Source organism: Ruegeria sp. HKCCA5763 (assembly GCF_013034545.1).
In the GTDB taxonomy this organism is placed as follows: Bacteria; Pseudomonadota; Alphaproteobacteria; order Rhodobacterales; family Rhodobacteraceae; genus Ruegeria.
In genome coordinates, this window is record NZ_WQGF01000015.1 from 23,999 (window position 1) to 50,590 (window position 26,592).

Genomic DNA, 26,592 nt, shown 5'->3' on the forward strand with positions numbered 1-26,592 from the left:
AGGCCACGATATGGGTCGGGATTACCAAGTGTATTTTGTACTACCGCAGCAGGGAAACCGAGCGCTGCTTCAGAGAAGATTCTAAGGTGGCGAATTTGGACACTCACCGGTTTTGAGGGAGCAGTGCCAAGGCGATTGACTAAGCCGTGGAGTAGGGTCCATGATTTCAGAGAGATCGGGCCGCCGCTCTAAGGAGTTCGGAAATATGGGATTTGTTCAAGCAACCAAAACGTGCTTTGGAAAGTACTTTGTTTTTTCCGGGCGTGCAGTGAGGTCTGAGTACTGGTGGTTTGTGCTGTTTGTTGTTCTCGTAAGCCTCGTCTTTGCAATCGTCGACGCATCAATCTTTGGGACGGATCCCGAAACCGGACAAGGCATCCAAGTCCTGACCCCAATTTTTCAGCTTGCCGTTCTAATACCCATGCTGGCTGCTGGATGGCGTCGACTGCACGACACAGGACGACCGGGCTGGTATTTGCTTTTGCCTGCAGCACTAAGCATCGCGACTGTGCTCATGCTGTTCAGTGGCATCGCAGTGTTCTCTGCGCTCGAGCAAGGCGCGAATGATCCTGAAACTCTGAGGGGCCCAGCGGCTTTCCTCGGTGTCACCGGGTTGATGGTTGTCGGTATTCTGCAACTCATACTCTCAGTGCTCATGATCTGGTGGCTGAGTCGACCGTCACAAGAAGGCGATAATGCATACGGTCCCGCTCCAGTTTGACGCTATGACGCAGACTTGGTCAGAGGTTTTGCGGGGACGTAGTAAAGTTGTTTGGGAGAATACTAAGGAAGAATCTACGGTTTGCCTGCACGGGTCTCGCTATTCCGACTGTCAACAACCAACAGAATCAAATTGGGGGGGAATAAGTGTCTAACTATTCAAAAATTGGCCTTGCAGTCTTCGTTGCAACGGCTGTCGCAGGCTGTGTCGAGACGACGCAACCCGGCTCTGGTGACGGTGAGGCCGTCGCGCGCGCCAATTGCGTCGCAGATGTCAACTCTACCGTCGGTGTCACCGGTTCGTCAGTGAACGACGTTACTCGCCTTGACGATGGCTTTAGCCTGCTCATGAACGTACCCGGCGCGCAAAATTTCTGGGTCTGCGAGACGACTCCGTCCGGCGCTGTCACGTCCGTGTTCTTCATGGGTGAGGGATAAGCTCTTTGAAGCGGGCGGTTTAAAGAGCCGCCTATTCCAAGAGGAAAAAAGATGTGAAGCGGGTGTGGCTTTGGGCACTAGGTTGATGAGTCAACCGGCTCTCACGAATTTGAACACCGGCAGCCGCCGGTTTCGCTCTCTACAATAATGAGGTCATAAATGAACTGGCTTTCCACATTATTTACGTCCTTTTTGCTCGCTGCTCCATTGTCGGCAATGGCAGATTGGCAGTTTAGTTCAGGCCCAAGCCCTAATGCATTCATTCAGGCGAACAATATCACTTTAGAACTGCAATGCGACCGCATACGGTTTGCTCCAGCAGGCTATGAAGACAGCCAAGACATCGTGAACAAGCAGGGGCTTTCGTTTCGATTCATGAGCAACGGCACAGCTGAAGTCGGTGCGTTTCAGGCCGGGCGGGCCAACAGTTCCTTCCGGGTTGTGGACAATTACCCCGTCGAAATTGAGTTCAATGACGCCAATGACTACGTGTTTGTTCTGGATCAGATTGCCGCTAACGCGACGCTCAATCTCTCTATGACCGATCAGGACATTTCGTATGCGATCCTCGAATTGAAGGGGTCTTCGGCGGCCATCCGTTCGTTGAAACGCAGTTGTAGTAACCTCGCCTCGTCGGGTTCAGGTTCCCGTCCGGAAGCACCTGAAGGCGTAGTCTACTGCGGCGGGGGCGGCACTCAGCGACAGATCGAATATGCCATTGTCGACACCGGCAGCGACTGGGACGCGCGTGTTACGGTCAACGGTGAAACGATGGACGCAATGACGTCCTACAGCTACTTCGGCAATGCAGAGCCGCCGCGTGGCTTTATCGTCGCTCTCTTGGGCCAGGACCGTTCCGAGTTTCTCGTTTTTGAAGATGGTTCAGAGCGTTGGATCGAATACGGAGACTATCGATATGATCAGTGCAACTAGGCGCGCCGCGAAAGTGACCCTGATCTCGGCGCTGTTCTCTTTGACCATTGGTGCGGTTTTATGGGTCCTCTATTGGGTGCAAGGTGTGCAGATTGACGAGGACGGAGTGCTGCGCGAAGCGTTTTTCCTTCTCGGCCTTGGATGGACATTCACCTTAGGTGCAGTGGCGATGCTTCTGACGTCGCTGTTTCTCTATTTTTGGAACCGTTAATGCGGCTCTTCGCCTTAGTCGCGGCGATGGTAGTGCTGGTGACTGCCGCGTTCTGGGCGGGCGCGCGTGTACAGCTGGCCGTACAGGAGGACAACTGCCTGGACCTCGGCGGTGGAAGACATCCAGGGGACTACCCGGTATGCGTGGTAGAGCGATTTCCTGACTGGATTTCCATCGGCCCGATTGCTCTAATGCCTGCTGCTGTCCGCGAAATGAGCACCGAAGAGACCGGCAATGAGCAAGTGATCCTTCGGCTCGAGCTAAACAAAGACGCTGCTTTCGCCGTGGCGGGCCTGACAAGAGCGAAGATCGGAAAGGACCTTGAGCTGCGAGTTGGGAACAGGATGGTTAGCGCCGTGACGGTCAGAGAGGAGATCGCGAACAGGCGATGGAACCTCATCCTTCCCAAGGAGGCCGCCGATCTCGCGGTGCGTGAATACCAATGACTCAGCTAGCGCAGCTTCCTGCATCGAAATAGAACAATTGTGCGGGTCTGCTAGAGGAAAATCTATGGTCGAAAAACTTAGATAGCACTCTCTGCCGCAGCCTTGATCTTCAGCTTTCTGCTTCTGGCGGGATGTGCAGATTCCGTCCGGCAAGGCGGCGCGTGACAAGACACCCTGTCGGTGGTTTTGGATCAGGGTCCGCCCAGCAATATCGAGCGGCTCAACGATGGTCGGCGAGCATACTAGTGGATTGTCGAATTCACAGGCACGCAACCGATTGTAACCAACGCAACGACGAATGTAGAAAACGACATTTTATGTTCTACCCTAGCGAATACGTCATCTACTACGTTCGAGCCCTATTAGTATCGTTGCCCTTATTCTTTGATTGCGACGCCGCAGGGATATAAGTGGGCCATAGAGGGGCTTTTCAACGGGCGACCCAGATGTAACTAACCTTGCACCGATTTAGGTTATGCAGAATACGGCCCGGAGATCATCTTAGCCATGGAAATAACGGGAATCTGCACTCATCATTGAGATTTATGGAATCATCAAATGACGGAAAACCTATGAACTATGATGTCGCGCACGCGCTTGCTTCTGGTGCCTTACTTTACGCCACCTATTGGTTAATGCAGCTTACCGGTGTCCTTGACGGAAAGAGCAAGGGAAGACAGCGGCTGACACTTGCGGTCGCCTTTGCAGTCGTTATTCTTTTGCTAAATCTAGTGTGGCCAACCGCCTGATGAGTTTCCTTTAAGACTAGTTCACGAAGTCGCCGGGAGAGCGCTACCGCATTCAGCTCTCAGGAACCCATCCGCATAAAGTGTAGATCTGGTAAGTGGAGGTTTCTTCGTCTGGTGAGTTTACAACCAGCAGCCTATTTTTCTCAAGCGGGGTTAAGAGCTGGCGGTAAGAATAGGTTGCACCGTCAAATGAGCAGGCCAGATCAACGATTTGCACCGCGGTTCCGCGAAGAGCCTGAACTTGAGCGTAAGCACAAGACCCGTCGTCCGATTTGCGCCCCTCGTCGTCATAGATGACGTATCCGGCACGAAGGTCCCCATATTCCTCCGAAATCCGCGCGCCTTCCGCGCACGAAAGACCTTCCGGGACATAGAGTCCAGAAAAATGAACCTTTTCGGCCACTACAATCGATGAACTCAAGCCATACAAGATAGCGGCAAGATGTACCGTAGATTTGGAAACCATGCGGTTATATCGCGCGCGAGGTCAGTGTGGGTCAAGGCGATTCCGTGTAACGCACAACTCAATCGCGCGCGTTGTTAGCACTTCCCTAAAGGCTATCGTTTGGGCCACGACCATGGTATGGGTTCCGCCGCTTCGACAAAGGTTTCCCCAGTGGCTTTGCCGAGGTGATGCGTGAGCGCATTACCCTTGCTCAAAGCTTTGGCTAACGCTCGGTTGTGAGAAACGACGATGATCTGACTTCGCGCGGAGGCTTCTTTGATCAACCGAGCTAGAGGTGGGATTAAGTCAGGATGCAGGCTTGTTTCGGGCTCATTTAGGACCATCAGGCTAGGAGGTCGTGGCGTCAGTAAGGCCGCCACGAGGAGCAGGTATCGCAGGGTCCCATCCGACAATTCCGCAGTGCTGAGCGGGCGCAGCAACCCGTGCTGTTTCATTGTGAGGCTGAATAACCCATCTTTCGCATAAACCTCAATTGAACTTCCCGGAAATGCGTCCATGATGGTCTTTTCAAGTGTTGCCACATCGCCGATTTCCCGAATTGTCTCAATAGCTGCCGCCAGGTCCGAGCCGTCACTCGCAAGAATTGGAGTTCGGGTGCCGACCTGTTGCCTTCTGGCCGGGGCCTCACGATCAGTCCGAAGTTGATCATAGAACCGCCAATTCCGCATACGGTCTCGTAAATGCAGCAGCTCTAATGCGTTATTCGGATCGGCTGCGTGGGTCATCATACTGTCAAACGGTGGAAGGGTAGTGGCCGCCTGGTTCCAAGAACCGTACTCCGACCGTACCCGTACACACGGGCCACGGCGCTCTGCAAGCGCGTTGTGTCGGCTCAATGTCTCGCCGATCCACAATGCTTCGGACTTGATCTCAGGATCATTAGAAAAGGCTGAGGTTTCTGCTGGCAATCCAAGCTCGACTGCGTACCCGTAGTCTTCGGACGCAAAGCCAAGCTTTAGGCCGACTGGTTTGCTCCGAGTCGTTCCGGTGATGGGTACTTCACCCGTTTTCATCCCTCGAGACAGCACTTCAGGCCCCGCCCACATTGTGGAGCCCAACCCTACTTCAGACGCGAGTGTAGAGATGACACTACCTTGTGACACCTCGCTCAACATTCGAAGCGCGCGATACAGCGACGACTTTCCGACCCCATTGCCACCGGTAATTACCGTCAGGGGAGCAAGTGGCAGAACCAGATTTCGGAGAGATCGATAACCGGCGACAGCAACTGTAACAAGCATTTCAGTCTTTCCGGCTCCGGCGATCACACATCAACAGACGATCTATCAGACTAAACACAGGATGTCCGCAACAGGTTTTGATTAAGGCTTTCATGTAGCCGCTGCGAATGAGAGCTTTGTCTGTGGCTGACACAGTTGCATGGAACAAACTTCCTTGCTGTTATTTCTGTCCAAATGAGCTAGACGCACTAGAAAAAGGGAAGTGGGTAGTAGTTGTAAAGCCGCTTTTTATGAGGTTGGTATCCCTGAGCGAACTCCATGTTTGGCGCTCGCTGCCTGATGATGAGTGTCTGAGCATTTCTAAACGCTTCCGGCTGAACGCGAAGTGACTCCGGTTTAGCCGACCCAGAATACCCCATCAAGGAGGCGGCGGTCGTTGGCGATTTTGCGCCCAATCCTTATTTGTTGATTGTCAGCTCTCGTGCTGAGTTGGTCTGCATCGAAGACAACAACTTGCCTCAAGCCAATTACCTGATACGCATCATCATCGTAACAAACTAGACCCCAGCCGGGTTCTCCACATCCCTTCCCAAGGCAGCGAGGTCTGAGTATCGGTCGCCGATCCGGTGGTGCGGGCGACCACGGGTTGATGCCCCCAGAGCCACAACAAGTTCATCCACATCCGGCGCGTCGTAGATTGAAAACTGGACGGTCAGGTAGTGCGACCGCCGCCCGGTATCATGTTTGTCCATCAGCGGGATCTGAATTTGGGTGTTCGCGGGCCCTCGCGTGTTTGTGAAACCGAGATAGCTTTTTGCACCCACTGCCTCACGATAATAATTTCCGTACTGCAGGGTGTGAATAAGCGCGGAGGCATGTTCAATCTCACAACTTGTCCCGGCGATACAGGCTTTTCCGTAGGCTTCTATCGCATCGCCTGACCCCGCCAGAGCGATCAGTCTGTTGGTGAGCATCTCTCCCAGAACTGGCGCCATGCGCTGAATCTCTGGTGAAAGATCATCGACAAAGCCACGTCCTGCCCAAGGGTTTCTGACCACCGCTGCCACGCCGATCATGCGCAACACGGGTTCCGAAGGTCGGCCTCCTTCTGTGTGAATATCCTCATCAAAGGTGACTACCTTGCGCAATTCGGGGATCATATTGCTTCTCCTGTCAAACGTGATAGCTGTGGTGCCCGGTCGGTGTGTGTACGACGCCTTCGACTTCAGTTCCGTGGTAGAAACCAAATGTACCGTGGCTGTTTTCCTTTGCGTACCGGCGCAACATCGAATTTTCAGCCCCGTCGCGTACGCGTTCCAGCGGCAAGTCGCCGAGATCAAAGTACTGCATGCCGTCAGGGGGCTGCCCATGAACGCTTCCGTGGTAGATGATCCGCTGCGTCCCGCTTTTGGATATTCGATAAACCGCATAAGGATGCGCCAGCTCTACAATCAAATCTCGGTTTGACAGATCAGTGATCAGCCCATCTGCAGAATTGTTATTTGCAGGAGCAACCGGCACTGAAATGTGCCCGCTTTTGTCAACGGAGAGTAGGACCCGATCTTCGTTGGCCAGTACCGCTCCGACGGTCACACCACCTGCAGTGGCGGCCTCTGTCAGGGCACTGTTGAGCCCCAAATCGAAATAGGCACCGCGAAAGTAGCCCAGCGGATGTCCCTCGCGCGTTTCGAAATCCTCCACGCGGCCGATCAGGATCAGATGGTCACCAGCATCGACCAAACGGTGTCGGGCACAGCTGAACCGGGCGAGCGCGCCGTCTATCGTGGGCATGTTCCGCGCGTCAGGTTGCCAGGCTGCAATGTCGAATTTTTTGGCTGATTGAGACGCGAAAAGGCCCGAGATTTCTTTTTGGTCGTCCGACAAGACGTTGACCGTGAAATAATCCGCCTGCAGGAAGGTTTCAAAGGACAAGGCCTGCTTACCGACACAAACCAAGAGTAGAGGTGGGTCGAGAGAAACGGAGGTAAATGAGTTCGCCGTGAACCCGCGCGGGGTCCCGTCCGGCTGCCGGGTAGTTACCACTGTCACACCGGTGGCAAAGCGCCCGAAGGCGTCGCGCAGCGCCTTCCCGGCTAAGGGTTCCGTCGACTCCGGTGGGGGCAATCCTTCCAGAATGCTATTGTGCTCACCTAGCGCAGGAGGGGTCGTCAGTGCACCTTGGCGGTGCCGACCGAACCGCAACGGGTTTGCTGCCACGATCCAAGGTTCATGTCCCGCATCCGGATGCGGGACCTTCGCCAGCATGCCGCGGCTGGCTACATGAGGGTCGGCCGCGATGTCCGAGATAGTGTTCATCGGGCCGAACGGGACCTGGCCACCCAGTGTTGCCGTCAATTGCTCCTTAGTCCGTTGTCGGGTCCAATCGCTTACAATTTGGTTGACTTCGGAAGCATGGTTGCCCCGGGCCGACCTTGTGGAGAAGCGGTCATCTTGTCCAAGTGACGGTTGCCCCATCAGCCGTGTCAAAAGCTGCCAAAACGCATCATCGACAATACCAAGCGCGATGTGGCCATCGGCTGCCGGGTAGAGGCCAAACGGGGAAAGGAATGGATGCCCGTTGCCTTCCGGTCCGGGCACCTCTCCTGTCACGTCATGCAAGTAAACCATTCTTTCGCAGAGCGAGATCATGGCATCATACATGGCCACATCCACAAACTGCCCTTTGCCCGTCGCTTCGGCCTCGCGCAGGGCCGCCATGATACCGAAAGCCATCATCATGCCGGTGAATATGTCACCCACCCCGGGTCCGGTCTTGGTGGGTGTGTCAGCATTCGGTCCGGTGACGGACATCAGACCGCCCATGGCCTGCGCAACCACATCGTACGAAGGCCAGTTGGCATAGGGGCTTTGGCCTGTGCGCGGGTCGCCAAAGCCACGGATCGCGGCATAGACGAGCCGGGGGTTGTCGGCAGCAAGGCTTTCATAAGACAGGCCAAGGCGATCCATTACGCCCGGGCGGAAATTCTCGACGATGACATCCGCCGTTGCCGCAAGTTCTCGAAAAGTCGCGCAGCCCTCCGGCGATTTCAGATCAAGCTGCACGCTTTTCTTGCCGCGGTTCAGACTTACAAAGTAGCCGGCCCAGGCATGATCCGGATCGTCTTGACGGAACGGTCCGTTGCCGCGGCTGGTGTCGCCATGCTTGCTTTCGATCTTGATCACCTCGGCCCCGTGATCCGCCAAATGCATTGTACAATAGGGACCTGAAAGCATCCGGCTCAAATCCAACACACGCAGGCCTTTGAGGATTTGGGTGCTCATGGCTTCAGATCCAGATTGTTGAGAAAGCTGCGGAGTGGCTTGTTCACAGCGTCCGGGTCTTCGGCAAGTGCCATATGCCGCAGTCCCGGGAGGATAAGTGCACTGCCCCCCGCAATCTCGCTTGCGATGGCATTCGCCATCTCTGGCCCGTTGCCGAAATCCTCATCACCCGTAATCACCAGCGCAGGGCAAGAAATTGGCGGGCTTGGCGCAACAATTTCGTCGATACCATCGGCCAGCACGCGATAGATGGTGTGGTAAGTTGCTTTGTCATTGGCCATGACCCAGTCACGAACCGTGTTCATCATACGAGGGTTGGACTGACGAAGCGCCTCGGTGAACCATCGGTCCAGCGCGGCTTCGACCGTTGCTTTTGGTCCGTCCAGCCGTGCCTGTTCTACCCGTTTCAAAATTGCCTCTTGTGCAGCATCGGTCCGTTTATGTGGGGAATGCAGGATCACCAGAGCTGAAACCCGTTGTGGCACATCCTGGGCAAATCGACGCGCGATCATGCCACCCAACGAGAACCCTGCGATAACCGCGCTTTGGATGGCGCAGTGGTCCAGCAAGCTCTCTAGCTGGCGTGAAAACATTGAAAGGCTGGGGCGTTCGGGTGGCGGGGCACTTTGCCCATGACCATATAGATCATAGGTGAGAACGCGAAAGCGATCAGACAGTGCAGGGATCGTCCATTGCCAGCAATCCTGGTTCAGGCCCAGCCCATGGATCATTACCACAACAGGCGCACCTTCTGGTCCTGTCATTTTTAAATGGGTTCCGTCTGGTGCTATGCCCATCAGGATTGGTCCTTGAGGGGGCGATAGGCTACGACTTCGACCTCAACGCGGGCATCCACCAGAAGATCGCTGACCACAGCCGACCGGGTTGGAGGCTCAACTGGAAAATAGTCGGCGTAGACGGCGTTAAATCCAGGGAAATCGTCGCGCTCCCGCAGCCAGACCATGGCCTTGATGACATCGTCGCGGGTGCAGCCTGCCTTGGCTAGTGTCTTGGTGATGTCGTCCAAAACTGCGCGGGTCTGCTCTTCGACGGTGCCATCGGTCATAGGCACGCCGTCTCGCATAGGAATTTGCCCTGTCAGAAAAACGAAATCACCTGCCCGAATGGCGCGGGACAGCGACAGAACCCGTCCGCCAATTTCCAGTGGACCTCCGATAACCTGCTTTTTGCTACCCATTTCCAAGCCTCCCTTTGGAACAGCCTGCACCCATGATCGGATGCGAGACCCGGATTTTTCGACAGACTGCGTCGTATTTTCATAACCCTGAGGCGCGAAAGCAGACATGAATAGGGAGGCAACAATCAGGGGGGAGGCACGCCATGGCTGATGTCAAAAACTATCAGATGCTGATTGATGGCGACTGGGTCGACGCTGCGGATGGCGGTACTTTTGACAGCGTCAACCCAGCCAATGGTGAGGTCTGGAGCCGTGTTCCAGAGGCAACTGAGGATGATATCAACCGCGCAGTCACCGCGGCGCACACTGCTTTTAGCAGCGGCCCCTGGGCGCGGATGACACCGACCGAGCGCGGCAAATGCCTGCGCAAGCTGGGCGATCTTCTGGCGGATCATTCCGAAGAGCTGGGACGAACTGAATCCATCGACACCGGCAAGATGCTCAAGGAAACGCGTTGGCAAGCCAAGTACATTGCCGAGTTTTTCCACTTTTTTGCTGGGTGTGCGGATAAGGTAAGCGGCGAGACACTGCCCATCGACAAACCTGACATGTTTGTCTTTACCAAGCGCGAACCTCTGGGCGTGGTTGCTGCCGTGGTGCCCTGGAATTCGCAATTGTTCCTTGTAGCGGTCAAGATCGGCCCGGCATTGGCTGCCGGGAATACGGTTGTTCTAAAAGCATCCGAACATGCCAGCGCGGCCATGCTGGAGTTTGGGCGACTTGTCGAAATGGCCGGTATCCCGCCTGGTGTGGTCAACATCGTAACGGGTCATGGTGAGCCCTGTGGACGGGCTTTGACCGGGCATCCACTGGTGGCGCGCGTCTCTTTTACCGGTGGCCCAAATGCCGCGCGCCATGTGCTGGAAAACGCAAAACGCAACTTTGCCGAGGTCTCATTGGAACTGGGCGGCAAGTCGCCCTTCATTGTTTTTGATGACGCCAATATCGAAAGTGCAGTCAATGCCTCGATTGCCGGTATCTTTGGCGCGACAGGGCAAAGCTGCGTCGCCGGATCGCGGCTCTACTTGCACGAGGACATCGCGGATGAGTTTCTCGACAGGATGGTGGCGCAGGCGCAGCAGATCCTCATTGGCGATCCACTGGCCGAGGAAACTCAGATGGGGCCGCTTTGCACCCCTGGACAGTTGGACCACATCCAACGCGAGGTTGCCTTCGCTCAGGAAGAGGGCGGCACAGTTCTGGTGGGGGGCAAGCAGCCGGAAGGCAAAGCAGGGCTATATTTCGAGCCAACCATCATCGACTGCCCACGGCAGGATCTGCGTATCGTCGATACAGAGCTTTTCGGCCCTGTACTTTGCGTCCAGCGTTTTAAGACCGAATCTGAGGTGCTGGAACTGGCCAACGATACCGAACATGGGCTGGCGGCGGGCATCTTTACCACCGACGGCGCGCGATCCTTGCGCATGGCAAATGCGGTGCGTGCCGGCATCGTCTGGGTGAACACCTACCGTGTTGTGTCGCCGATAGCGGAGTTTGGTGGCGTTAAAGGATCAGGCTATGGCCGCGAAAGCGGGTTCCAGGCGATCTACGATTACACCCGGCCCAAGACGGTCTGGATGAACACATCGGATGAGCCGATGGCGAACCCGTTTGTAATGCGCTGAGGGAGGTGAGCATGAAATTCCAACTTGCCGTAAACATGGAGCGGATCGACAACAGTCTTGATATGAAAGACGTCGCGCGCCACACATTGGAGATGGTGCAAATCGCCGAGGATGGCGGTTTCGATATCGTTTGGGCTGCTGAGCATCACGCGCTGGAAATGACGATTGCGCCCAACCCGTTCCAACTGCTGACTTGGTGGTCATCCGAGACCAGCCGGATCCGGCTTGGTACGGCGGTGGCGACCGCTGCGTACTGGCACCCGATTAACCTGGCCGGTGAAGCCGCGATGCTGGATCTTTTAAGCGGCGGTCGGTTGGAGTTTGGTATCGGGTCAGGTGCCTATCAGCGCGAGTTCGATCGCATGAAGCCGGGCCTCAAGCAATCTGATGCGTGGCGCTATATGCAAGAGATGCTGCCCACGGTGCGCGAGTTGTGGAAGGGCGATTATGCGCATGAAGGCGAATATTGGCAATTCCCGACATCAACCTCGGTGCCCAAACCATTGCAAGCCGAGGTTCCGGTTTGGGTCGCGGCGCGCTCGCCGATCACCTATGACTACGCCATGCGTGAACGCTGCCACGTGAATTGCTGGCCTTTCACCCGCCCGTTCGCTGAGGCCGAGCTGTACAAAAAGCAACTCGATGAGGCGATTGAAAAAGCGGATAATGGCTGGGTGCCACGTTTTGCGCTGATGCGCCATTCCTGCGTTTACGACAATGCGGCCGATGGCGAAAACGCGATGAAGGCGGTGCGACGATTGCTGAGCCAGTTCGAAAACCTCTATCGCAATTTGGGCGATGTCAAAGATGGTTTTCCTGCTTCCATTCCGCTGGATCAGTTGGAGGGCCGGGAACAGTATGATCCCTTGATGCTGGAAGAAAACCTAATGTTCGGTTCACCTGAGTGTGTGATTGGAAAGCTCAAGAAATATCAGGGGCTCGGTGTGAACGAGTTCATCTACTATGCCTCGATGGGGCTTGATCACGCGGCGCAGCAGCGATCCTTGCGCATGTTCTGCGACGAGGTCATGCCGGAATTCAAGGAGGACTGAAGCAATGGCAGAAGGGGTCAAAACACACCGCGACGGCCACGTTCTGGAAATCACACTAGAGCGGGGCAAAGTAAACGCCATCGACGTTCCCACCAGTCAGGCCTTGGCCGCGGCGTTTCAGGAGTTGCACGAGGACAAGGACTTGCGTTGCGCGATTCTGACCGGGGGCGGAGATCGAATTTTCTCGGCCGGTTGGGATTTGAAGGCCCTGAACGAGGGCGAAATGCAGCTCGACAACTGGTGGGAAAGTGATGACTACGGGTTCGGCGGGTTCACGGGTCTGACCGAGAATTGGGCGCTCAATAAGCCGGTTATCGCGGCCATAAACGGTCTGGCAATCGGTGGTGGGTTCGAAATGGCCATGGCCTGTGATCTTCTGATCGCGGCGGACCATGTGGAGTTTGGCCTACCTGAAATGCCTTTGGGCATCGTTCCAGATGCGGGGGCACTGCAACGCCTGCCTCGAAGAATACCGCACAACATCGCGATGGAGATGTTTCTGTTGGGCCGTCGGATGACCGCGACGGAGGCGGCGCATTACGGGTTGGTCAACAAGGTGGTTCCAAAGGATCAATTGATGGCGGCGGCCCGGGAATGGGCGGCCTCGATTGCCTGGTCGGCGCCTCTTGCAATGCAATCTGTCAAGGAAGTGCAGCGCGAGATCGAGTGCGTGCCGCTGGAACAGGCCTTTCACAAGATGCGCACCGATCCGATGCCGATCTACCGCAAGATGCTGAAATCTGATGACGCGGCCGAAGGTGTCGCGGCTTTTGTCGAAAAGCGTGAACCCAAATTCAAGGGTGAGTGATGTATCCTGACCCCTCATCGATCACCCGCATCACCAGCATTGGAGCCGGCCCCATCGGCGGCGGCTGGGCAGCGCATTTTCTTGCGCGTGGTTATGATGTGACCGCCTATTTGCATGACGCGAGCGAATCCGATGCCTTTCACGCAATCTTACGCACTGCTTGGAAGAGCTTGACGGACTTGGGGCTTGCCGCCGGCGCGTCGCTTGACCGCTTGCGCATCGTTACAGATTTGGAGGCTGCGCTGGACGGCGCCGAATTTGTGCAGGAAAGCGCGCCCGAGCGTCTTGAGATCAAGCAGGCACTTTATCAACGACTCGGGCTCATTTTGCCAACAGACGTCGTGATTGGCTCTTCCACGTCCGGCTTGATGATGACCGACATCCAAGCGACTTGCGCGACACCGGAACGCTGTGTGATCGGCCATCCCTTCAATCCACCATATTTGCTACCACTGGTCGAAATCGTGGGCGGCGAACAGACATCACCAGAGGCGGTGGCTTGGGCCGGGGAATTCTACGAAATAGCGGGCAAGGCCCCGTTGATGATGAAAAAAGAGATCCCCGGCTTTGTCGCGACCCGACTGCAAGAGGCGCTTTGGCGAGAGGCCCTGCATATGGTCGCCAATGGAGAGGCAACGCCGGAAGACATCGACATCGCACTCATGAACGGCCCGGCGCCTCGTATGGTCTCGCAGGGTCAGTGTATGGCTTTTCACGTGGCCTGTGGTACCGGAGGCATGGCCACCAACCTGGATCAGTTCGGCCCGGCGCTTAAACTGCCCTGGACCCGGTTGGAGGCACCTGAGCTGACGAAGGAATTGCGCGATCGCATGGTCGATGGCTGCAACGCTGTCGCCGGCGACCGAGATTTCGAGGACATGGCAGCCCAACGAGATCGCGAAATAGTTGCAGTGCTGAATGCTCTGCGTCAGTCCCGCGGGGGATAACCTTGAGCGGGCACGTTGTTCAGAATGGACAAGAAATCCGAGAGAGAGCCGGGCCAGCTGGGTGCCGGCTCGCTTTTCGGCCATGCCTCACGGTATTCGGATGGGCGCCGGCCGAAGAATTTACCGAATGAATAGGCAAAATGTGACAGTGTATTGAATCCTGATGCGGTGGCAATCTCGCGTACACTGAGGTCGGTCGAAATCAACAGTAGGCGAGCATTCTGCAATCGGCGCAATAAGCCGAATTGCACCACGGTACAGCCCACGTGTTTCTTGAATTGGCGTTCCAGTTGACGCTGAGAAACACCCAGAACATCAGCGATTTGGGGCACTTTGAGCGGCTCTTCTATGTTTTCTTCGATCAGGGTCATCGCTTCTCGGATCAACGGAAGCATGGTTTCCGTGCTCCGGCCCATGGTGCTGCGCTGGGGTGAGGCGGCGTCGCGAATGGGGTGATGCAGCATCTGGTCTGCGATCTCCCCCGAAAAGCCGCTGTCGCTGATGGATTCAATCAGCCTTAGCATCAGATCGACCCCAGCCAACCCGCCCGCGCACGTCATTACCTTGCCGTCAATAGTGAACAGACACTCATGGACATCGACCCGATCAAAGGATTCCCGGAACCCGCTCAACCACGACCAGTGAATAGTCGCAGGTTTGCCGTCCAACAGGCCTGCACGTGCGACGATGTAGCTGCCCAATTCAACGCCGCAAACAGTTTCGCCTGCGCGTGCGCGTTTTCGCAACCAGGTGAGTAAAGCGGTGTTTTCGTAGTGTTCAGTACCCCAACTGCCCAACACAAACACAAAACCTGCCGGAGTCAGGCTCCCGTAGTCGGTGTCAACTGCGGTCGTCATGCCATTGCTGGCAACAATCTCAGGACCGTCGAACGAGACGATGTCCCAGGAAAACATCGGTTCTGGCGCCAGGTAATTTGCGATCCGCATGGTTTCGATCATGGTGATCAGCGTGGTCAGGTTGAAACGCGGGACAACGACAAATACGGCATGCCGTTTAGCCCGAGCCATATGCGTTGTGATGTCGACATGCATTGGTTTTACCAAGAAGCTTTAGGTCAGATTTTTCGCCATTCTAACCTAATCTGTGGCGGATAATCGACATCTTTATCCGTCAATCGCGCGGCAATCTAGGTAAAAAGGGGGGCTCGGATATGACCTACGAAGTTGTGCTGACCTGCGCAGTTACCGGTGCGGGAGATACGACCGGCAAGAGCTCTCACGTGCCGGTGACCCCGAAAGAAATTGCTGATGCGGCAATCGAAGCCGCCAGGGCAGGGGCCTCTGCCGCGCATGTGCATGCGCGTGATCCTGAAACGGGGCAGGGCTCGCGCGATCCGGCGCTCTTCAAGGAAATCGTGGATCGAATACGCGAAAGCGATACGGATGTGGTCATCAATGTTACGGCAGGTATGGGGGGCGATTGGATTTCAGACCCGTCCAATCCCGCCATGCCCGGTCCGGGCACCGACATGATCGGACCAGAAGAACGGCTGGCCCATATCAAGGAATGCCTGCCTGAAATCTGCTCTCTCGATTGTGGCACGCTGAATTTTTCCGACACGGACATGATCTATATTTCCACGCCACCTACACTGCGTCGGATGGCGGCACTGGTTCAGGAATGGGGTGTGAAGCCCGAGCTTGAGGTCTTTGATCTCGGCCATATCCGATTTGCCAAGGCGATGGTGGAGGAGGGGCTGATTGATGCTCCGCCGATGTTCCAGTTGTGCCTTGGAATTCCATGGGGGGCCGATCAAACGGTGGAAACCATGGCGGCCATGAAGGCGCAACTGCCCGTAGGCGCCAGCTGGGCCAGTTTTGGGATTGGGCGGGGGCAGATGCCGATGGCAGCCGCAGCTGTCGCGCTTGGCGGGAATGTGCGTGTCGGTCTTGAGGACAACATCTACCTTGATCGCGGGGTTCTGGCGACAAACGGCCAGCTTGTCACCCGCGCCCGAGAGATTATCGAACGGATGGGTGGGCGGATCCTGACACCGCAAGAGTCGCGCAACAAGCTGAACCTGAGGGGGGCGGATGGCTGATCCAACCCAAACCGGTAGCTTGCAAATTCGCAATGTCTCCAAGTTTTTTGGTCAGTTCCGTGCTGTCAACGACATCTGCCTGGATATCCGAAATGGAGAGTTCCTGACGCTGTTGGGCCCGTCGGGATCGGGCAAAACCACCTTGTTGATGATGATCGCCGGGTTTCTCGACATATCGAAAGGAGAGATTGCGCTGGACGGTGCGTCCATCTCGAATGTGCCCGCCGAAAAGCGCAATTTCGGCATGGTGTTTCAAGGATATGCTTTGTTCCCCCATATGACTGTTCGCGACAACGTAGGTTATGCGCTAAGCGTGCGTAAACGCCCCGCCGACGAAATTCGGAACCGTGTCGACGAGATGCTGGAGCTGGTTCAGCTTCAGGAGTTTGCAGATCGCAAACCGGGGCAATTGTCTGGTGGTCAGCAACAGCGTGTGGCCCTTGCACGTGCCTTGTGTTTTGCGCCGCCTGTGCTGTTGCTGGACGAACCGCTGGGAGCGCTGGACAAAAAGCTGCGTGTCGAAGTGCAGGAGCAGCTCAAGGACATTCATCGCCGCGTTGGCACTACCTTCATCTATGTCACGCATGATCAGGAAGAGGCACTGTCGATGTCTGACCGCATCGTGATCATGCGCGACGGCGCGATCGAGCAGGTCGGAACGCCAAAAGAGCTGTACGAGCGCCCGATCAATCAGTTCACCGCCAGTTTCCTCGGGAAATCGAACTTTATTCATCAAAACGGAAAGGTCTTTGCCCTGCGCCCGGAAAAAATTGATCTGATGCCTGGCAACGAAAACACCGAGGCCCGGATGAGGGGCGCCATTCGCAGCATCACCTATTTCGGCTCGATGCAGCGGATCATCGTGGACACCGACGAAGGGGCCGAGATTGAGGTAGATATCGACGTCTGGCGCAACGCCTCTGATCTGACAGAGGGGGTGCGGGTGGATTTGCTTTGGAAGGACTCAGCAGCAGTGGAGCTACAAACGGGCTAGGCACCCCAACACAGAACGCCCAGAGGCGTCATGACCGAAAGCCGGGTCAAATCTCGGATCAAATGGGAGGAAGAAAATGCACGATAAACAATTCAAAAAGGAAATGCTTGCCGAAAGTGCCCAGGCGTTTAGGGCTGGCCGTATGGACCGGCGCACGTTTCTTGCGCTTTGCGGTGCCTCGGGTGTTGCAATGAATGCGGTACTGGCGGGCGACGCCGAAGCGGCGGCAGACCATGTCGTGATGTGGAACTGGGGCGGCCAATCCGAAGAATGCCATGGCTCGGCCATCGGTGAGGCCTTTACCGCCAAAACCGGCAAAGGTTTGAAGTTTGATACCTCTGGTCCGCTGGAAGGCAAGATCAAGGAAATGGTCGACAGTGGCAATGTGACTGCCGATGTGGCGGATGCGGACTTATTCAACGCCGTGTCACTTGGACCAACCGGGCATCTGGAGCCGATTGACTATTCCGTGGTGTCCAAGGATAAAACGCTGCCCGGCTATGCGCTGGAATATGGGGTGTCGATCATCCTCTACGGGTATGCCTTTGTGTATGACACTGAAGCCTATGGCGATAATCCACCGCAAAACTGGGCCGATTTCTTTGATACCGAGAAATTCCCCGGGACCCGTGCGCTTTACAAATGGGCAAATGGGTCGCTCGAGGCCGCATTGATGGCCGATGGCGTCGCTGGCAGCGATCTCTACCCGCTTGATATGGACCGCGCTTTGAACAAAATCCAGTCGATCAAAGATGACAGCCTTTACTGGGGCTCGGGATCGGAAGTTCACTCGATGGTGGTCAACAACGAGGTCTCGATGGCGATCATCTGGCAGAACCGAGGTCGCAACATCGAAAACGACACCGATGGCCAGTACAAGTTGGTGAACAATCAGGCGATGGCGATGCCGGGGGCGTATATCGTGCCCAAGGGCAACCCGGCGGGTGCCGCAGTCATGGATTTCATCGCCACGGCGCAGGACATACCAGCGCAGTTGGCGCTGTTGGATTGCCTTGGCATGACCCCGTCGAATCCCGAGGCCTTTGGCCAGATCCCCGAGGACCAACAGCCTTATGCGATAACCTCGGCCATGAACATCGACAAGATCGTCTACAACGATCCTGAATGGTGGGGTAAAAACGGCGGCGACGCGGTGAATGCCTTCCTCGAAGCGATCAGCTGATCGCTTTAGCTTATGGTCACCCGATCCTAAGGGTCGGGTTGCCAAACCCATGTCGAAAGCTCTGGATGCAAGCCTTAAACCGTCATATCCACCCAGGATGGCTGATTATCGCGCCTTTGCTGCTGATGGTGGTCGCGCTCTATCTGGGGCCGATCCTGAATATCCTTTGGCTGAGCGTGACAGACCCCGAGCCCGGGTTCGGCAACTATGCCAAGCTGACGGAAGGTGACGCCCTGATCCGCATTGTCTGGACCACGGTACGCATCTGCATCATCACGACGGTCTTCAGCGTCATTTTCGGCTATTCCATCGCCTACGCGATGGTGCACTGCCATCAACGCCAGAAGACTTACATGCTGACCCTGCTATTGGTGTCGTTCTGGATCTCCATCCTCGTACGCACCTTCGCCTGGCTCATGTTGCTGGGACGCAAGGGGCTGGTCAATGTCACATTGGAAGACATCGGCCTAGTTGCTGAACCCATCGCCTTCATGCGCAACGAGTTGGGCGTTCTGATTGGAATGGTGCATTACATGATCCCCTATGCGGTGTTGCCATTGCTGGTCTCGATGCAATCCATTGATCAGAGGGTGATGGACGCCTCGCGCAACCTGGGGGCCAGCGGAAGCCAGACCTTCTGGCGGGTCTACCTGCCCATGACCATGCCGGGGCTTGTGGCTTCGACCCTGTTGGTCTTTATCCTCAGCCTCGGGTTTTATGTCACCCCGGCCGTGTTGGGCGGCGGCAAGGTGCTGATGGTGGCAGAATACATCTCGGTTCAATTGCTGGTGACTTTGAAGTGGGGCACGGCGGCGATGCTGGCGGCCATCATGCTGTTTGGCGTTCTGGCGATGCTTTGGATCATGTCGCGGTTCATGAAGCTGAGCACGGTGTTCGGGGGGGCAGCGCGATGAAGCCGGGCCTGTTCTCATTTTTCAACCGCGTGGGGGCATGGGTGCTGCTGTTGTTTCTAGTGACACCGGCCCTGATCGCCATCCCTGTTTCGTTGACGCCGAAACGCTTTTTGTCCATGCCGCAGGGCGAGTATTCTCTGCGTCATTTCGAGAAGCTGTTCACCAGTGAGGAATGGCTGTCGAGTTTTTTCCAAAGTGGCGTGATTGCCCTGTCCTGCTCCGCATTAGCGACGCTTTTAGGCACGCTTTGTGCGATCGGTCTATGGCGGGTGTCATCGCGGTACAGCGAATTGGTTCGCGCCTTTCTGCTGCTGCCTTTGATCATACCGCAGATTATTTCCGCCATGGCGTTCTATCGGTTGTGGATCCCTCTGGGTCTATTGGACAGCTACGCCGGTTTGATCCTTGCGCATACAATCCTGGCAGCCCCAATGGTGCTGATCACGGTCAGCGCGTCTTTGGCAACGTTTGATCCCAAGCTTGAACAAGCCTCCAAGAATCTCGGGGCCTCCAACTGGACCACCATGCGCCGGGTGATCCTGCCTTCGATCAGGCCGGGGGTTTTTGCCGGGGCGCTCTTTGCCTTTATCCTCAGCTGGGATGAAATCGTGGTGACCTTGTTCATCTCGAAATACAGCGTCTACACGCTGCCGCGCCGCATGTGGAACGGCATCCGTGAAAACACCGATCCGACAGTGGCTGCCGCTGCCGTGATCCTGATTGCCATCACCCTGATTGCCTTTGCCGTTTCTGCCGTTCTGTCGCGGCGAAACGCGCGGGCTCAGGCAGAATGAATGAGGTTGCCATGAATCTGGAAACCAGTCACGAAACAGAGCTTCTGGTTAGCACTGTTCGCCGATTTGTCGAAACAGAGATGTATCCGCATGAAGAAGAGGTGGACCGCTTAGGCTATGTGCCCGAGGAGATCGGCCGCCAGATTGAGGCGAGGTCGCATGAATTGGGCCTCTTCGCCTGCAACCTGCCCGAAGAGGTCGGTGGCGGAGGGCTGGGATATGGGCCCATGTCCCTGATCGAGAGGGAATACGGCCGTACAAGCCATGCGCTGCAAAGCTGGGCGGCGCGCCCGACGGAATTGCTGATGGCCTGCGAAGGAGACCAGCGTGAGCGATATTTGCTTCCTGCCGTGCGCGGTGAAAAGCGTGAGCTCTTTGCCTTGACAGAGCCTGACGCAGGTTCGGATGTAATGGGGATGAAGACCAATGCGATACGCGACGGGGATGACTGGATCCTGAATGGATCCAAGCACTTTATCTCCGGTCCCTGCATGCCGGATTTCGCGATTGTATTTGCTGCAACTGGTACAGATGAAACACCACGCGGCCCACGCAAACGGGTGACGGCTTTTCTGGTCGATGTGGGCCTTCCGGGGTTCGACTGCCGCGAAGGGACGCATTGCGTGAGCTATCGCGGTTATAAGACTTTTGAATTGAGTTTCGAAAATGTGCGTCTTGGTCCGGACCAGATCCTGGGCGAAGAGGGTCACGGGCTTGAGCTGTCGGGAAAGTGGCTCGGCATGGGGCGTATCTGGGTCGGCGCGACCTGCTGCGGTAAGGCCGAACGCATCCTTGACCTGGCGACCGAGTGGGCCGCAACGCGCAAGCAATTCGGTAAACCGATCGGTACGTTTCAGGCCACCGGCTTCCGTTTGGCGGACGGTGCGATGACGTTGCGCGCGGCCGATCTGATGGTGCAAGACGCCGTTGCACGTGCCGAAGCGGGTGTCATGGGTGATGCAGATGCGGCAATGGTCAAGGTTTACTGCTCAGAGATGCTCAACAAGATCGCCGATGATGCCGTTCAGATTTTTGGTGGCATGGGATTGATGGAGGAAATGCCGATCCAACGGTTCTGGCGCGATAGCCGATTGGAGCGGATTTGGGACGGCACCAGCGAAATCCAACGCCACATCATCACCAGGTCCATCCTGAGGCCACTTGGCGCATGACGCCGGCGCGGCGCGAAAATCTTGAGCGTCTCTTAAAGCCGCGCCACATCGCGTTTATTGGTGGACGTGATGCGACCATTGCCGTGCGCGAAGCCCGTCGGCGTGGATTTCAAGGGCAAATGTGGGCCGTTAATCCCAAACGCGCCGATCTGGATGGCGTGGGCTGTGTTCCCAGCATCTCGGACCTGCCGGAGCCACCTGATGCCGTCTATCTCGCTATCCCTGCGGCCGGGGTGACTGATGCCCTGAGAGAATTGGAGCAGATGGGTGCAGGTGGCGTCGTTTGTTTTTCCGCGGGCTTCAAGGAAACTGGCGACATACAATCGGAACGAGATCTGATCGAAGTCGCCGGAGATATGGCTCTGATCGGCCCAAACTGCTATGGCATGATCAACTATATCGACAATGCCGCTCTTTGGTCATTTGAACATGGCGGCTGGTCGCCGGGATACGGTGCGGCGATCATTACCCAGTCCGGTATGTTCTCATCCGACATCACCATGAGCGCGCGTTCATTGCCAATGGCCTACATGGTTTCTGCAGGCAATCAGGCGGTCTTGGGGATTGAGGAATTCCTGGATGCCTTTGCTGAAGACCCGGCTGTGCGCGCCATTGGATTGCACATCGAAGGGTTGCGTGACATTGCTGCTTTTGAACGCGCCGCGCTGAAAGCCCTGGATCGGGGGGTTCCGGTTGTCGCACTGAAGACCGGCAATTCCGCCATTGGGGCGACTCTGACGGTCAGTCACACCGGCTCTCTGTCCGGTTCGAGCGAGCTTTATCAGGCACTGTTTGATCGCACCGGGGTGATCGACGTCACCAGCCCTTCGCAGTTTCTGGAAACGCTGAAGTACCTCTGCGTAGCAGGCGCGCCGCAAGGCAGGCGTGTCGCTGGCTTTACCTGTTCTGGGGGCGGGGCGACGATGCTCGCAGATCACTCGGAAAGGATTGGTGTGTGCTTTCCCAAAGTGGGCTCTGCAGGGCAGGAAAGCCTGACCAGTTTGCTGCCTGAGATCGCGACGGTTTCCAACCCGCTGGATTATACGACCCCGATCTGGGGACAGGGCGATAAGACTTACCCGGTTTTTGCCACGGCGCTATCGGCCCTCAACGCGGATCTGGCTGTTCTGGTGCAGGACTACCCGGCAGAAGGGTTGGACGCGTCCAAGATCTACTACCAGAACGATGCTGCAGCTTTTGCGCAGGCCGCTCAGGAACACTCCGTCCCGGCAGCGATCTGCGCGACCCTACCTGAAAATCTTGATCGTGGGACCCGCAGACATCTCATTGAACTGGGGGTTGCGCCTATGCAGGGTATTCACGAGACGTTGAATGCCATGCGTGATGCTATTTGGTGGTCCGAAGCAAGGGCGCGGACAAGGATTGACCGGCCTGCTGCCTTGCGACCCGGTGCAACTATACAGAACCCAATGGTATTGACCGAAGACAAAGGTAAATCCTGGCTCAGGCAAATGGCTGTTGCTGTGCCAAACGGACATGTCTGCAATGCGGCCGAGGCAGCTGGCGTTGCGCAGGATATCGGCTATCCGGTCGCACTGAAAATGATGTCACCAAGCTTGCCTCACAAGACCGAAGCGAGCGCGGTCGCTTTGGGGATCAAGGATGCAGAGGGGCTGTCTTCGGCGATCAAGGCAATGACGGCATCGGTTGCGGCGTATGACCGCGCGGCGGTGACGGATCGCTTCCTGATCGAAGCCATGTCGCCCAAGCCGCTTGCAGAGCTGATCGTCACGCTGCGTGCTGATCCGCAATTTGGTCCCAGTTTGGTCATCGGTAGCGGCGGTGTTTTGACCGAATTGGTCCGAGATGCGCGCACTGTGTTGTTGCCTGCCTCAAAAGACGAGATCGAGCGCGCATTGTGTTCGCTCCGTGTAGCTCGCTTGTTAGAGGGGTACCGGGGCAGTCGACAGGCGGACATTCCACGAATTGCGGATGCGCTACACCGGTTGTGCACTGAATTCCTAAAGGCGCGCGGCGAGGTCGCAGAAATCGAGATCAACCCTATGTTTGTCTACCCAGATCACATCGTCGCCGTTGATGCCCTGATTCAGGTGCCCCGGTCATGAGCAGGAATAGGATCATACCCAATCCCGATCTGGCTGTTGGAGACGACAACAAGCAGCGGTGGAACCAGCCGGAATTTCGCCGGCATGGGTTCCACAATGCATATCGGCTGTTCCGCCGATGTCTCATGGTGCGTTCCAGAGAGGTTTTGCAGCTGGAAGCCGCCGAGCAGAATCTGTGCGCCCGAGTGCCTGAACTGGCACAAATGCTTGCCCATCCGGCTTTCTCTGCGTTCTGCTGTTTAAAGAATGACCAGATCATTCTGGAAAAAGCCGCAGATGATTTTTCGACCTCAGCGCCGCATTCCATCCAGTCAGTGACAAAGCTACACATCCACTTAATCATAGGTCGTCTGCTTGCACAGGGGCTGTTGTCATTGGACGCGCAGGTCCGCGACTATCTGCCGGGTATCGGCAGCGGGTATGCCGAGGCCAGCATTCAATCTCTGCTCGATATGAACGTCGATAACGACTTCACCGAGGATTATGCTGACCCCGATGCCGACTGCTATACTGAAGAGGTCGCCTTGGGTTGGCGCTTGCCCGGCGTGGGTGAAAAGGAAATCACGCTTGCGGAATTTGCGGCCTCGATTACTGGTTTCAGGGCAAACTCGGGGGTGCGACAAGCCGATTATAAATCCGCGAACACGGATGTCCTGACCCTGATAGCGGCCAAGGTTTCGCCCATTCCAATGGCTGAGCAAATCGAAGAGATTGCTGATGCCGCAGGATACGAGGGCGCGTTTCACATCAGCCTCAGCAAGGACGGGCACCCAGCGTTTTCCGGTGGCGGTTGCCTAAGCGTGCGCGACCTCGCGCGGTTCGGGTTGCTACTGGCGCGGGAAGGCCGCGACCTGCACGGTCGACCTATGGCCAACACCGGTTTCCTGCAAAAAACTCTGATCCGCCGCGCGCCAGCGATGACACCACCCAAGAATTGGCTCAAGTACTCAAACCAGACCATGACCGACGGTCGATTAATCGGTCATGCTGGCTATGGAGGGCAGTTCCTCATGGTGGATATGGTCACCGGCACCAGCTGTGCATTCTTAAGTGTGCTGGAGAATGACTCGGGTTACGATGACACCTATATGGGAGAGCTGGCCACAACGCTTCGAGACGTCTGCCTTTCTGTCATTTGACGGGTTTGCAGTTGCCGAGCTAGGTGTCAGCGGGGAAGGCACGGATTGGCCGCTTTGCAGTCCTTGACCTGGGCCGAATCTTTTAGAGTGATCCGACCCACTCTTCGATCATCCAGTTTCGATCACCTAAACTGAACTTCTTCTCAGCGCGGCATTTACGTCTGTCGGGATATCCTGCCGAAGTTGTCAACAAGGCATGTCGCGGGTGTGACTCAACCCGCCTGAAGTCGCTTATCGCGGAGCAATTGTTCCAAACAACAGCGCAGGTTTGTGACCCGTCCGTCCCGACATATTGCACTGCACGCGGAGGCAAAATGATTTTTGGTTGGCCAAAGGGTAAATAGAACTTCGATGTTTAACTTCTGGTTCTGGGTTAAGAAGTTTTGAACAAACGGAGATTATCACGCATGGATATTGAAGGACTATCTGCGATCGTGACCGGGGCAGGATCAGGACTGGGGCTTGCTACTGCACAGGCGCTCAGCAAAGCCGGAGCACGAGTTACCTTGCTGGACCTCGATGAAGTTCGGGTAAAAAACGCGGCAGCGGAAATCGGCGCGCTTGGCATAGGTTGTGATGTTATCAACAGTTCTGCGGTCGAGGCCGCTTTGGATCTGGCCGAAGACCGGAGCGGACCAATTCGCATAGTTGTCAACTGTGCGGGCATCCCCGGCGGTATGCGACTTGTCGGACGGGACGGTCCAGTTGAAATGGAAGCTTTCGCGAGGGTGATCAACGTCAACCTGATGGGAACCGTCAGCGTCATGACGAAATGCGCAGCCCGGATGATGCAGCAGGAGCCGCTCAATCAAGATGGCGAGCGCGGGATTATCATCAACACAGGCTCGATTACTTCAATCGAGGGTCAAATTGGGCAGGGGGCTTATGTGGCTTCAAAGGGCGCGATTGCCAGTCTGACATTGCAGGCCGCCCGTGAATTCATGCCCCGCGGAGTGCGGGTCATGACAATTGCGCCCGGATTATTTCGCACTCCGATCGCTGATCATATTCCGCAGGAGGTAATCGACGGGATGCTAGATGGCCGGATGTTTCCAAACAGGTTTGGCGAGCCCGCGGAATTTGGGCGCCTTGCCGTTAACATCATCCAAACCCCAATGCTGAACGGCGAGACCATTCGTCTTGACGCAGGCGTGCGGCTTCAAGCCGGATAGGTCTCTCGAATGCGCTTGTTTTCGAGGTCGTTTTCTGACGTCTCGATCAGCCACTCGCGAAAATTTTGGGCATCAGGATGGTCGCGATCCGCTTCCGGTGCGATCAAGTAGAAAGCCTCCTGCAGGGGCGCTTCGAGCTCGAAGGGTTCAACAAGTCGTCCGCGCTCGATCTCGACGCCGCACATTGAGGACCGTGCTAAAGCTACACCGCCACCACGAGAGGCAAACTCGAAAGCAAGCAGCGAGGTGTCGAACTGTAACCCCTGTCCCGAGTTGACACCGCTTGCCTTTGCATAACGCAACCAGTCAGCCCAACCCTCCTCGTAACCGAGCACGTGTAGCAGGCGATGGTGGGCAAGATCATCTGGTTTGCGGATCGCTTTGGAACCCTCAAGCAAAATTGGAGAGCAAACCGGTTTGATCACCTCCCAAGTTAACCGGTCGGCTTTGTATCCTGGCCACTTCCCTGTGCCGTATTGGATATCGAGATCAAACCGCTCATTGTCGAACTGATCTCCCCATACACTTGAGACCAGACGCACTTCAGTGTCCGGGTGGCGGTCAAAGAATCCCTGAAGTCGCGGCGCGATCCAGTTAACTGAATACCCGACCGGCGCCCGCACGGTCAGGACTTCGGAGCGCCGCAGGCCAAACACTTCCTCGGTTCCCGCGGCCAGGCGTTCAAAGCCGTCTCTGACCTTCGGTAGATAGGCGGCGCCCACTTTGGTCAGGACCAGACTTCTGGGTTTGCGCTCAAAGAGCGGCTCGCGCAAGTAATGCTCCAGCAATTTCACTTGTTTGCTGATCGCTGCTTGTGTCAGGTTCAGTTCCTGCGCCGCATGGGTAAAGCTCAGATGCCTGGCCGACGCTTCGAATGCGCGCAGCCAGGTCAGGTGGGGAAGTCGCCGTGTGCTCATGGCCAACTCAAGCATAATTTCAGTTAGGTTATAGATAGATTATCCATCGCTTGAACGCCAAGAGAATCTCGGTGCAGATTGACGTTGAGACAATATGGAGCT

The 26,592-nt window shown here is 56.2% G+C and carries 27 protein-coding genes; 19 read left to right on the top strand and 8 right to left on the bottom strand.

Annotation, left to right across the window (positions count from 1 at the left end):
- The first annotated feature begins 205 nt into the window (after positions 1–205).
- From GOV89_RS20025 to GOV89_RS20050, 6 genes are all read left to right on the top strand, one after another.
- Positions 206–721, top strand: a complete 516-nt coding sequence (locus tag GOV89_RS20025; RefSeq protein WP_029622284.1) for a DUF805 domain-containing protein — start codon at positions 206–208, stop codon at positions 719–721.
- 146 nt (positions 722–867) lie between these two features.
- On the top strand, positions 868–1,158 hold the full coding sequence (locus GOV89_RS20030; RefSeq protein ID WP_170418286.1) for a hypothetical protein: 291 nt from the start codon (positions 868–870) through the stop codon (positions 1,156–1,158).
- Between the two features lie 159 nt (positions 1,159–1,317).
- Positions 1,318–2,091 carry a hypothetical protein gene (locus tag GOV89_RS20035; RefSeq protein ID WP_170418289.1) on the top strand — a complete coding sequence of 258 codons (774 nt, stop codon included), beginning with the start codon at positions 1,318–1,320 and terminating at the stop codon, positions 2,089–2,091.
- Positions 2,075–2,302, top strand: coding sequence for a DUF3955 domain-containing protein (locus tag GOV89_RS20040; RefSeq protein ID WP_170418292.1), 228 nt, complete (start codon positions 2,075–2,077; stop codon positions 2,300–2,302). Before GOV89_RS20035 ends, GOV89_RS20040 begins: the two co-directional genes overlap by 17 nt.
- Complete coding sequence (locus tag GOV89_RS20045) at positions 2,302–2,748, top strand: hypothetical protein (RefSeq protein WP_010443799.1); 447 nt, start codon at positions 2,302–2,304, stop codon at positions 2,746–2,748. The genes GOV89_RS20040 and GOV89_RS20045 overlap by 1 nt, the downstream gene beginning before the upstream one ends.
- A 572-nt stretch (positions 2,749–3,320) precedes the next feature.
- On the top strand, positions 3,321–3,497 hold the full coding sequence (locus GOV89_RS20050) for a hypothetical protein (protein WP_157769979.1): 177 nt from the start codon (positions 3,321–3,323) through the stop codon (positions 3,495–3,497).
- Positions 3,498–3,549: 52 nt separating this feature from the next.
- Here the strand turns inward: GOV89_RS20050 and GOV89_RS20055 are convergent, their stop codons facing one another.
- The 6 genes from GOV89_RS20055 to GOV89_RS20080 form a co-directional block, all read right to left on the bottom strand.
- On the bottom strand, positions 3,550–3,963 hold the full coding sequence (locus GOV89_RS20055) for a hypothetical protein (RefSeq protein ID WP_068337444.1): 414 nt from the start codon (positions 3,961–3,963) through the stop codon (positions 3,550–3,552).
- A 92-nt stretch (positions 3,964–4,055) separates the two neighbouring features.
- Positions 4,056–5,204 carry an AAA family ATPase gene (locus GOV89_RS20060; protein WP_171238905.1) on the bottom strand — a complete coding sequence of 383 codons (1,149 nt, stop codon included), beginning with the start codon at positions 5,202–5,204 and terminating at the stop codon, positions 4,056–4,058.
- Between the two features lie 497 nt (positions 5,205–5,701).
- Positions 5,702–6,304, bottom strand: coding sequence for an amino acid synthesis family protein (locus tag GOV89_RS20065; RefSeq protein ID WP_010443804.1), 603 nt, complete (start codon positions 6,302–6,304; stop codon positions 5,702–5,704).
- 13 nt (positions 6,305–6,317) lie between these two features.
- Positions 6,318–8,426, bottom strand: coding sequence for a CoA transferase (locus tag GOV89_RS20070; protein ID WP_170418298.1), 2,109 nt, complete (start codon positions 8,424–8,426; stop codon positions 6,318–6,320).
- The gene (locus GOV89_RS20075; protein ID WP_170418301.1) at positions 8,423–9,223 is read right to left on the bottom strand and encodes an alpha/beta fold hydrolase; all 801 of its coding nucleotides are present in this window, start codon (positions 9,221–9,223) and stop codon (positions 8,423–8,425) included. Before GOV89_RS20075 ends, GOV89_RS20070 begins: the two co-directional genes overlap by 4 nt.
- Complete coding sequence (locus GOV89_RS20080) at positions 9,223–9,624, bottom strand: RidA family protein (protein ID WP_170418304.1); 402 nt, start codon at positions 9,622–9,624, stop codon at positions 9,223–9,225. Before GOV89_RS20080 ends, GOV89_RS20075 begins: the two co-directional genes overlap by 1 nt.
- A gap of 143 nt (positions 9,625–9,767) precedes the next feature.
- On the opposite strand from GOV89_RS20080, the gene GOV89_RS20085 reads away from it, so the two are divergent.
- The 4 genes from GOV89_RS20085 to GOV89_RS20100 are packed head-to-tail and all read left to right on the top strand — an operon-like array spanning position 9,768 to position 14,056.
- Positions 9,768–11,249 (top strand): aldehyde dehydrogenase, encoded by a 1,482-nt coding sequence (locus GOV89_RS20085; RefSeq protein ID WP_170568169.1) that lies wholly within the window; start codon positions 9,768–9,770, stop codon positions 11,247–11,249.
- Between the two features lie 11 nt (positions 11,250–11,260).
- Entirely contained in the window at positions 11,261–12,301 is a 1,041-nt protein-coding gene (locus GOV89_RS20090; RefSeq protein WP_170418310.1) for an LLM class flavin-dependent oxidoreductase, read from the top strand.
- Between the two features lie 4 nt (positions 12,302–12,305).
- Positions 12,306–13,109: a carnitinyl-CoA dehydratase gene (locus tag GOV89_RS20095; protein WP_170418313.1), complete on the top strand. Its 804-nt coding sequence runs from the start codon at positions 12,306–12,308 to the stop codon at positions 13,107–13,109.
- The gene (locus GOV89_RS20100) at positions 13,109–14,056 is read left to right on the top strand and encodes a 3-hydroxyacyl-CoA dehydrogenase NAD-binding domain-containing protein (RefSeq protein WP_170418315.1); all 948 of its coding nucleotides are present in this window, start codon (positions 13,109–13,111) and stop codon (positions 14,054–14,056) included. The genes GOV89_RS20095 and GOV89_RS20100 overlap by 1 nt, the downstream gene beginning before the upstream one ends.
- Here the strand turns inward: GOV89_RS20100 and GOV89_RS20105 are convergent.
- Positions 14,038–15,108, bottom strand: a complete 1,071-nt coding sequence (locus tag GOV89_RS20105) for a GlxA family transcriptional regulator (protein WP_170418318.1) — start codon at positions 15,106–15,108, stop codon at positions 14,038–14,040. The two genes, GOV89_RS20100 and GOV89_RS20105, sit on opposite strands and share 19 nt — an antisense overlap.
- A 119-nt stretch (positions 15,109–15,227) precedes the next feature.
- On the opposite strand from GOV89_RS20105, the gene GOV89_RS20110 reads away from it, so the two are divergent.
- The 9 genes from GOV89_RS20110 (at position 15,228) to GOV89_RS20150 (ending at position 25,573) form a co-directional block, all read left to right on the top strand.
- Positions 15,228–16,118, top strand: a complete 891-nt coding sequence (locus GOV89_RS20110) for a 3-keto-5-aminohexanoate cleavage protein (protein ID WP_120981302.1) — start codon at positions 15,228–15,230, stop codon at positions 16,116–16,118.
- Complete coding sequence (locus GOV89_RS20115) at positions 16,111–17,112, top strand: ABC transporter ATP-binding protein (protein WP_029622289.1); 1,002 nt, start codon at positions 16,111–16,113, stop codon at positions 17,110–17,112. Before GOV89_RS20110 ends, GOV89_RS20115 begins: the two co-directional genes overlap by 8 nt.
- Positions 17,113–17,188: 76 nt before the next feature.
- Positions 17,189–18,295 (top strand): extracellular solute-binding protein, encoded by a 1,107-nt coding sequence (locus GOV89_RS20120; protein WP_170418321.1) that lies wholly within the window; start codon positions 17,189–17,191, stop codon positions 18,293–18,295.
- Positions 18,296–18,360: 65 nt separating this feature from the next.
- A complete protein-coding gene (locus GOV89_RS20125; RefSeq protein ID WP_010443824.1) occupies positions 18,361–19,209 on the top strand; it encodes an ABC transporter permease in 849 nt (282 codons plus the stop codon).
- Complete coding sequence (locus GOV89_RS20130; RefSeq protein ID WP_170418324.1) at positions 19,206–20,003, top strand: ABC transporter permease; 798 nt, start codon at positions 19,206–19,208, stop codon at positions 20,001–20,003. Before GOV89_RS20125 ends, GOV89_RS20130 begins: the two co-directional genes overlap by 4 nt.
- Positions 20,004–20,014: 11 nt before the next feature.
- Entirely contained in the window at positions 20,015–21,175 is a 1,161-nt protein-coding gene (locus GOV89_RS20135; protein WP_029622287.1) for an acyl-CoA dehydrogenase family protein, read from the top strand.
- Complete coding sequence (locus GOV89_RS20140; RefSeq protein WP_170418327.1) at positions 21,172–23,262, top strand: acetate--CoA ligase family protein; 2,091 nt, start codon at positions 21,172–21,174, stop codon at positions 23,260–23,262. The genes GOV89_RS20135 and GOV89_RS20140 overlap by 4 nt, the downstream gene beginning before the upstream one ends.
- Positions 23,259–24,401 (top strand): serine hydrolase, encoded by a 1,143-nt coding sequence (locus GOV89_RS20145; protein ID WP_010443828.1) that lies wholly within the window; start codon positions 23,259–23,261, stop codon positions 24,399–24,401. Before GOV89_RS20140 ends, GOV89_RS20145 begins: the two co-directional genes overlap by 4 nt.
- A gap of 407 nt (positions 24,402–24,808) precedes the next feature.
- The gene (locus GOV89_RS20150) at positions 24,809–25,573 is read left to right on the top strand and encodes an SDR family NAD(P)-dependent oxidoreductase (protein ID WP_170796548.1); all 765 of its coding nucleotides are present in this window, start codon (positions 24,809–24,811) and stop codon (positions 25,571–25,573) included.
- Here the strand turns inward: GOV89_RS20150 and gcvA are convergent.
- A complete protein-coding gene (gene gcvA, locus GOV89_RS20155) occupies positions 25,561–26,490 on the bottom strand; it encodes a transcriptional regulator GcvA (RefSeq protein ID WP_170570577.1) in 930 nt (309 codons plus the stop codon). The two genes, GOV89_RS20150 and gcvA, sit on opposite strands and share 13 nt — an antisense overlap.
- Positions 26,491–26,592 lie beyond the last annotated feature (102 nt).

Bases quoted from the DNA above. Each gene is read 5' to 3' on its own strand.
- GOV89_RS20135 (WP_029622287.1), top strand. From the start codon at position 20,015: ATGAATCTGGAAACCAGTCACGAAACAGAGCTTCTGGTTAGCACTGTT.
- GOV89_RS20105 (WP_170418318.1), bottom strand. From the start codon at position 15,108: ATGCATGTCGACATCACAACGCATATGGCTCGGGCTAAACGGCATGCC.
- GOV89_RS20110 (WP_120981302.1), top strand. From the start codon at position 15,228: ATGACCTACGAAGTTGTGCTGACCTGCGCAGTTACCGGTGCGGGAGAT.
- GOV89_RS20100 (WP_170418315.1), top strand. From the start codon at position 13,109: ATGTATCCTGACCCCTCATCGATCACCCGCATCACCAGCATTGGAGCC.
- GOV89_RS20085 (WP_170568169.1), top strand. From the start codon at position 9,768: ATGGCTGATGTCAAAAACTATCAGATGCTGATTGATGGCGACTGGGTC.
- GOV89_RS20050 (WP_157769979.1), top strand. From the start codon at position 3,321: ATGAACTATGATGTCGCGCACGCGCTTGCTTCTGGTGCCTTACTTTAC.
- GOV89_RS20120 (WP_170418321.1), top strand. From the start codon at position 17,189: ATGCACGATAAACAATTCAAAAAGGAAATGCTTGCCGAAAGTGCCCAG.
- GOV89_RS20140 (WP_170418327.1), top strand. From the start codon at position 21,172: ATGACGCCGGCGCGGCGCGAAAATCTTGAGCGTCTCTTAAAGCCGCGC.
- GOV89_RS20055 (WP_068337444.1), bottom strand. From the start codon at position 3,963: ATGGTTTCCAAATCTACGGTACATCTTGCCGCTATCTTGTATGGCTTG.
- GOV89_RS20080 (WP_170418304.1), bottom strand. From the start codon at position 9,624: ATGGGTAGCAAAAAGCAGGTTATCGGAGGTCCACTGGAAATTGGCGGA.
- GOV89_RS20025 (WP_029622284.1), top strand. From the start codon at position 206: ATGGGATTTGTTCAAGCAACCAAAACGTGCTTTGGAAAGTACTTTGTT.
- GOV89_RS20130 (WP_170418324.1), top strand. From the start codon at position 19,206: ATGAAGCCGGGCCTGTTCTCATTTTTCAACCGCGTGGGGGCATGGGTG.
- GOV89_RS20090 (WP_170418310.1), top strand. From the start codon at position 11,261: ATGAAATTCCAACTTGCCGTAAACATGGAGCGGATCGACAACAGTCTT.
- gcvA (WP_170570577.1), bottom strand. From the start codon at position 26,490: ATGAGCACACGGCGACTTCCCCACCTGACCTGGCTGCGCGCATTCGAA.
- GOV89_RS20040 (WP_170418292.1), top strand. From the start codon at position 2,075: ATGATCAGTGCAACTAGGCGCGCCGCGAAAGTGACCCTGATCTCGGCG.
- GOV89_RS20115 (WP_029622289.1), top strand. From the start codon at position 16,111: ATGGCTGATCCAACCCAAACCGGTAGCTTGCAAATTCGCAATGTCTCC.
- GOV89_RS20060 (WP_171238905.1), bottom strand. From the start codon at position 5,204: ATGCTTGTTACAGTTGCTGTCGCCGGTTATCGATCTCTCCGAAATCTG.
- GOV89_RS20065 (WP_010443804.1), bottom strand. From the start codon at position 6,304: ATGATCCCCGAATTGCGCAAGGTAGTCACCTTTGATGAGGATATTCAC.
- GOV89_RS20145 (WP_010443828.1), top strand. From the start codon at position 23,259: ATGAGCAGGAATAGGATCATACCCAATCCCGATCTGGCTGTTGGAGAC.
- GOV89_RS20095 (WP_170418313.1), top strand. From the start codon at position 12,306: ATGGCAGAAGGGGTCAAAACACACCGCGACGGCCACGTTCTGGAAATC.
- GOV89_RS20035 (WP_170418289.1), top strand. From the start codon at position 1,318: ATGAACTGGCTTTCCACATTATTTACGTCCTTTTTGCTCGCTGCTCCA.
- GOV89_RS20045 (WP_010443799.1), top strand. From the start codon at position 2,302: ATGCGGCTCTTCGCCTTAGTCGCGGCGATGGTAGTGCTGGTGACTGCC.
- GOV89_RS20070 (WP_170418298.1), bottom strand. From the start codon at position 8,426: ATGAGCACCCAAATCCTCAAAGGCCTGCGTGTGTTGGATTTGAGCCGG.
- GOV89_RS20075 (WP_170418301.1), bottom strand. From the start codon at position 9,223: ATGGGCATAGCACCAGACGGAACCCATTTAAAAATGACAGGACCAGAA.
- GOV89_RS20125 (WP_010443824.1), top strand. From the start codon at position 18,361: ATGCAAGCCTTAAACCGTCATATCCACCCAGGATGGCTGATTATCGCG.
- GOV89_RS20150 (WP_170796548.1), top strand. From the start codon at position 24,809: ATGGATATTGAAGGACTATCTGCGATCGTGACCGGGGCAGGATCAGGA.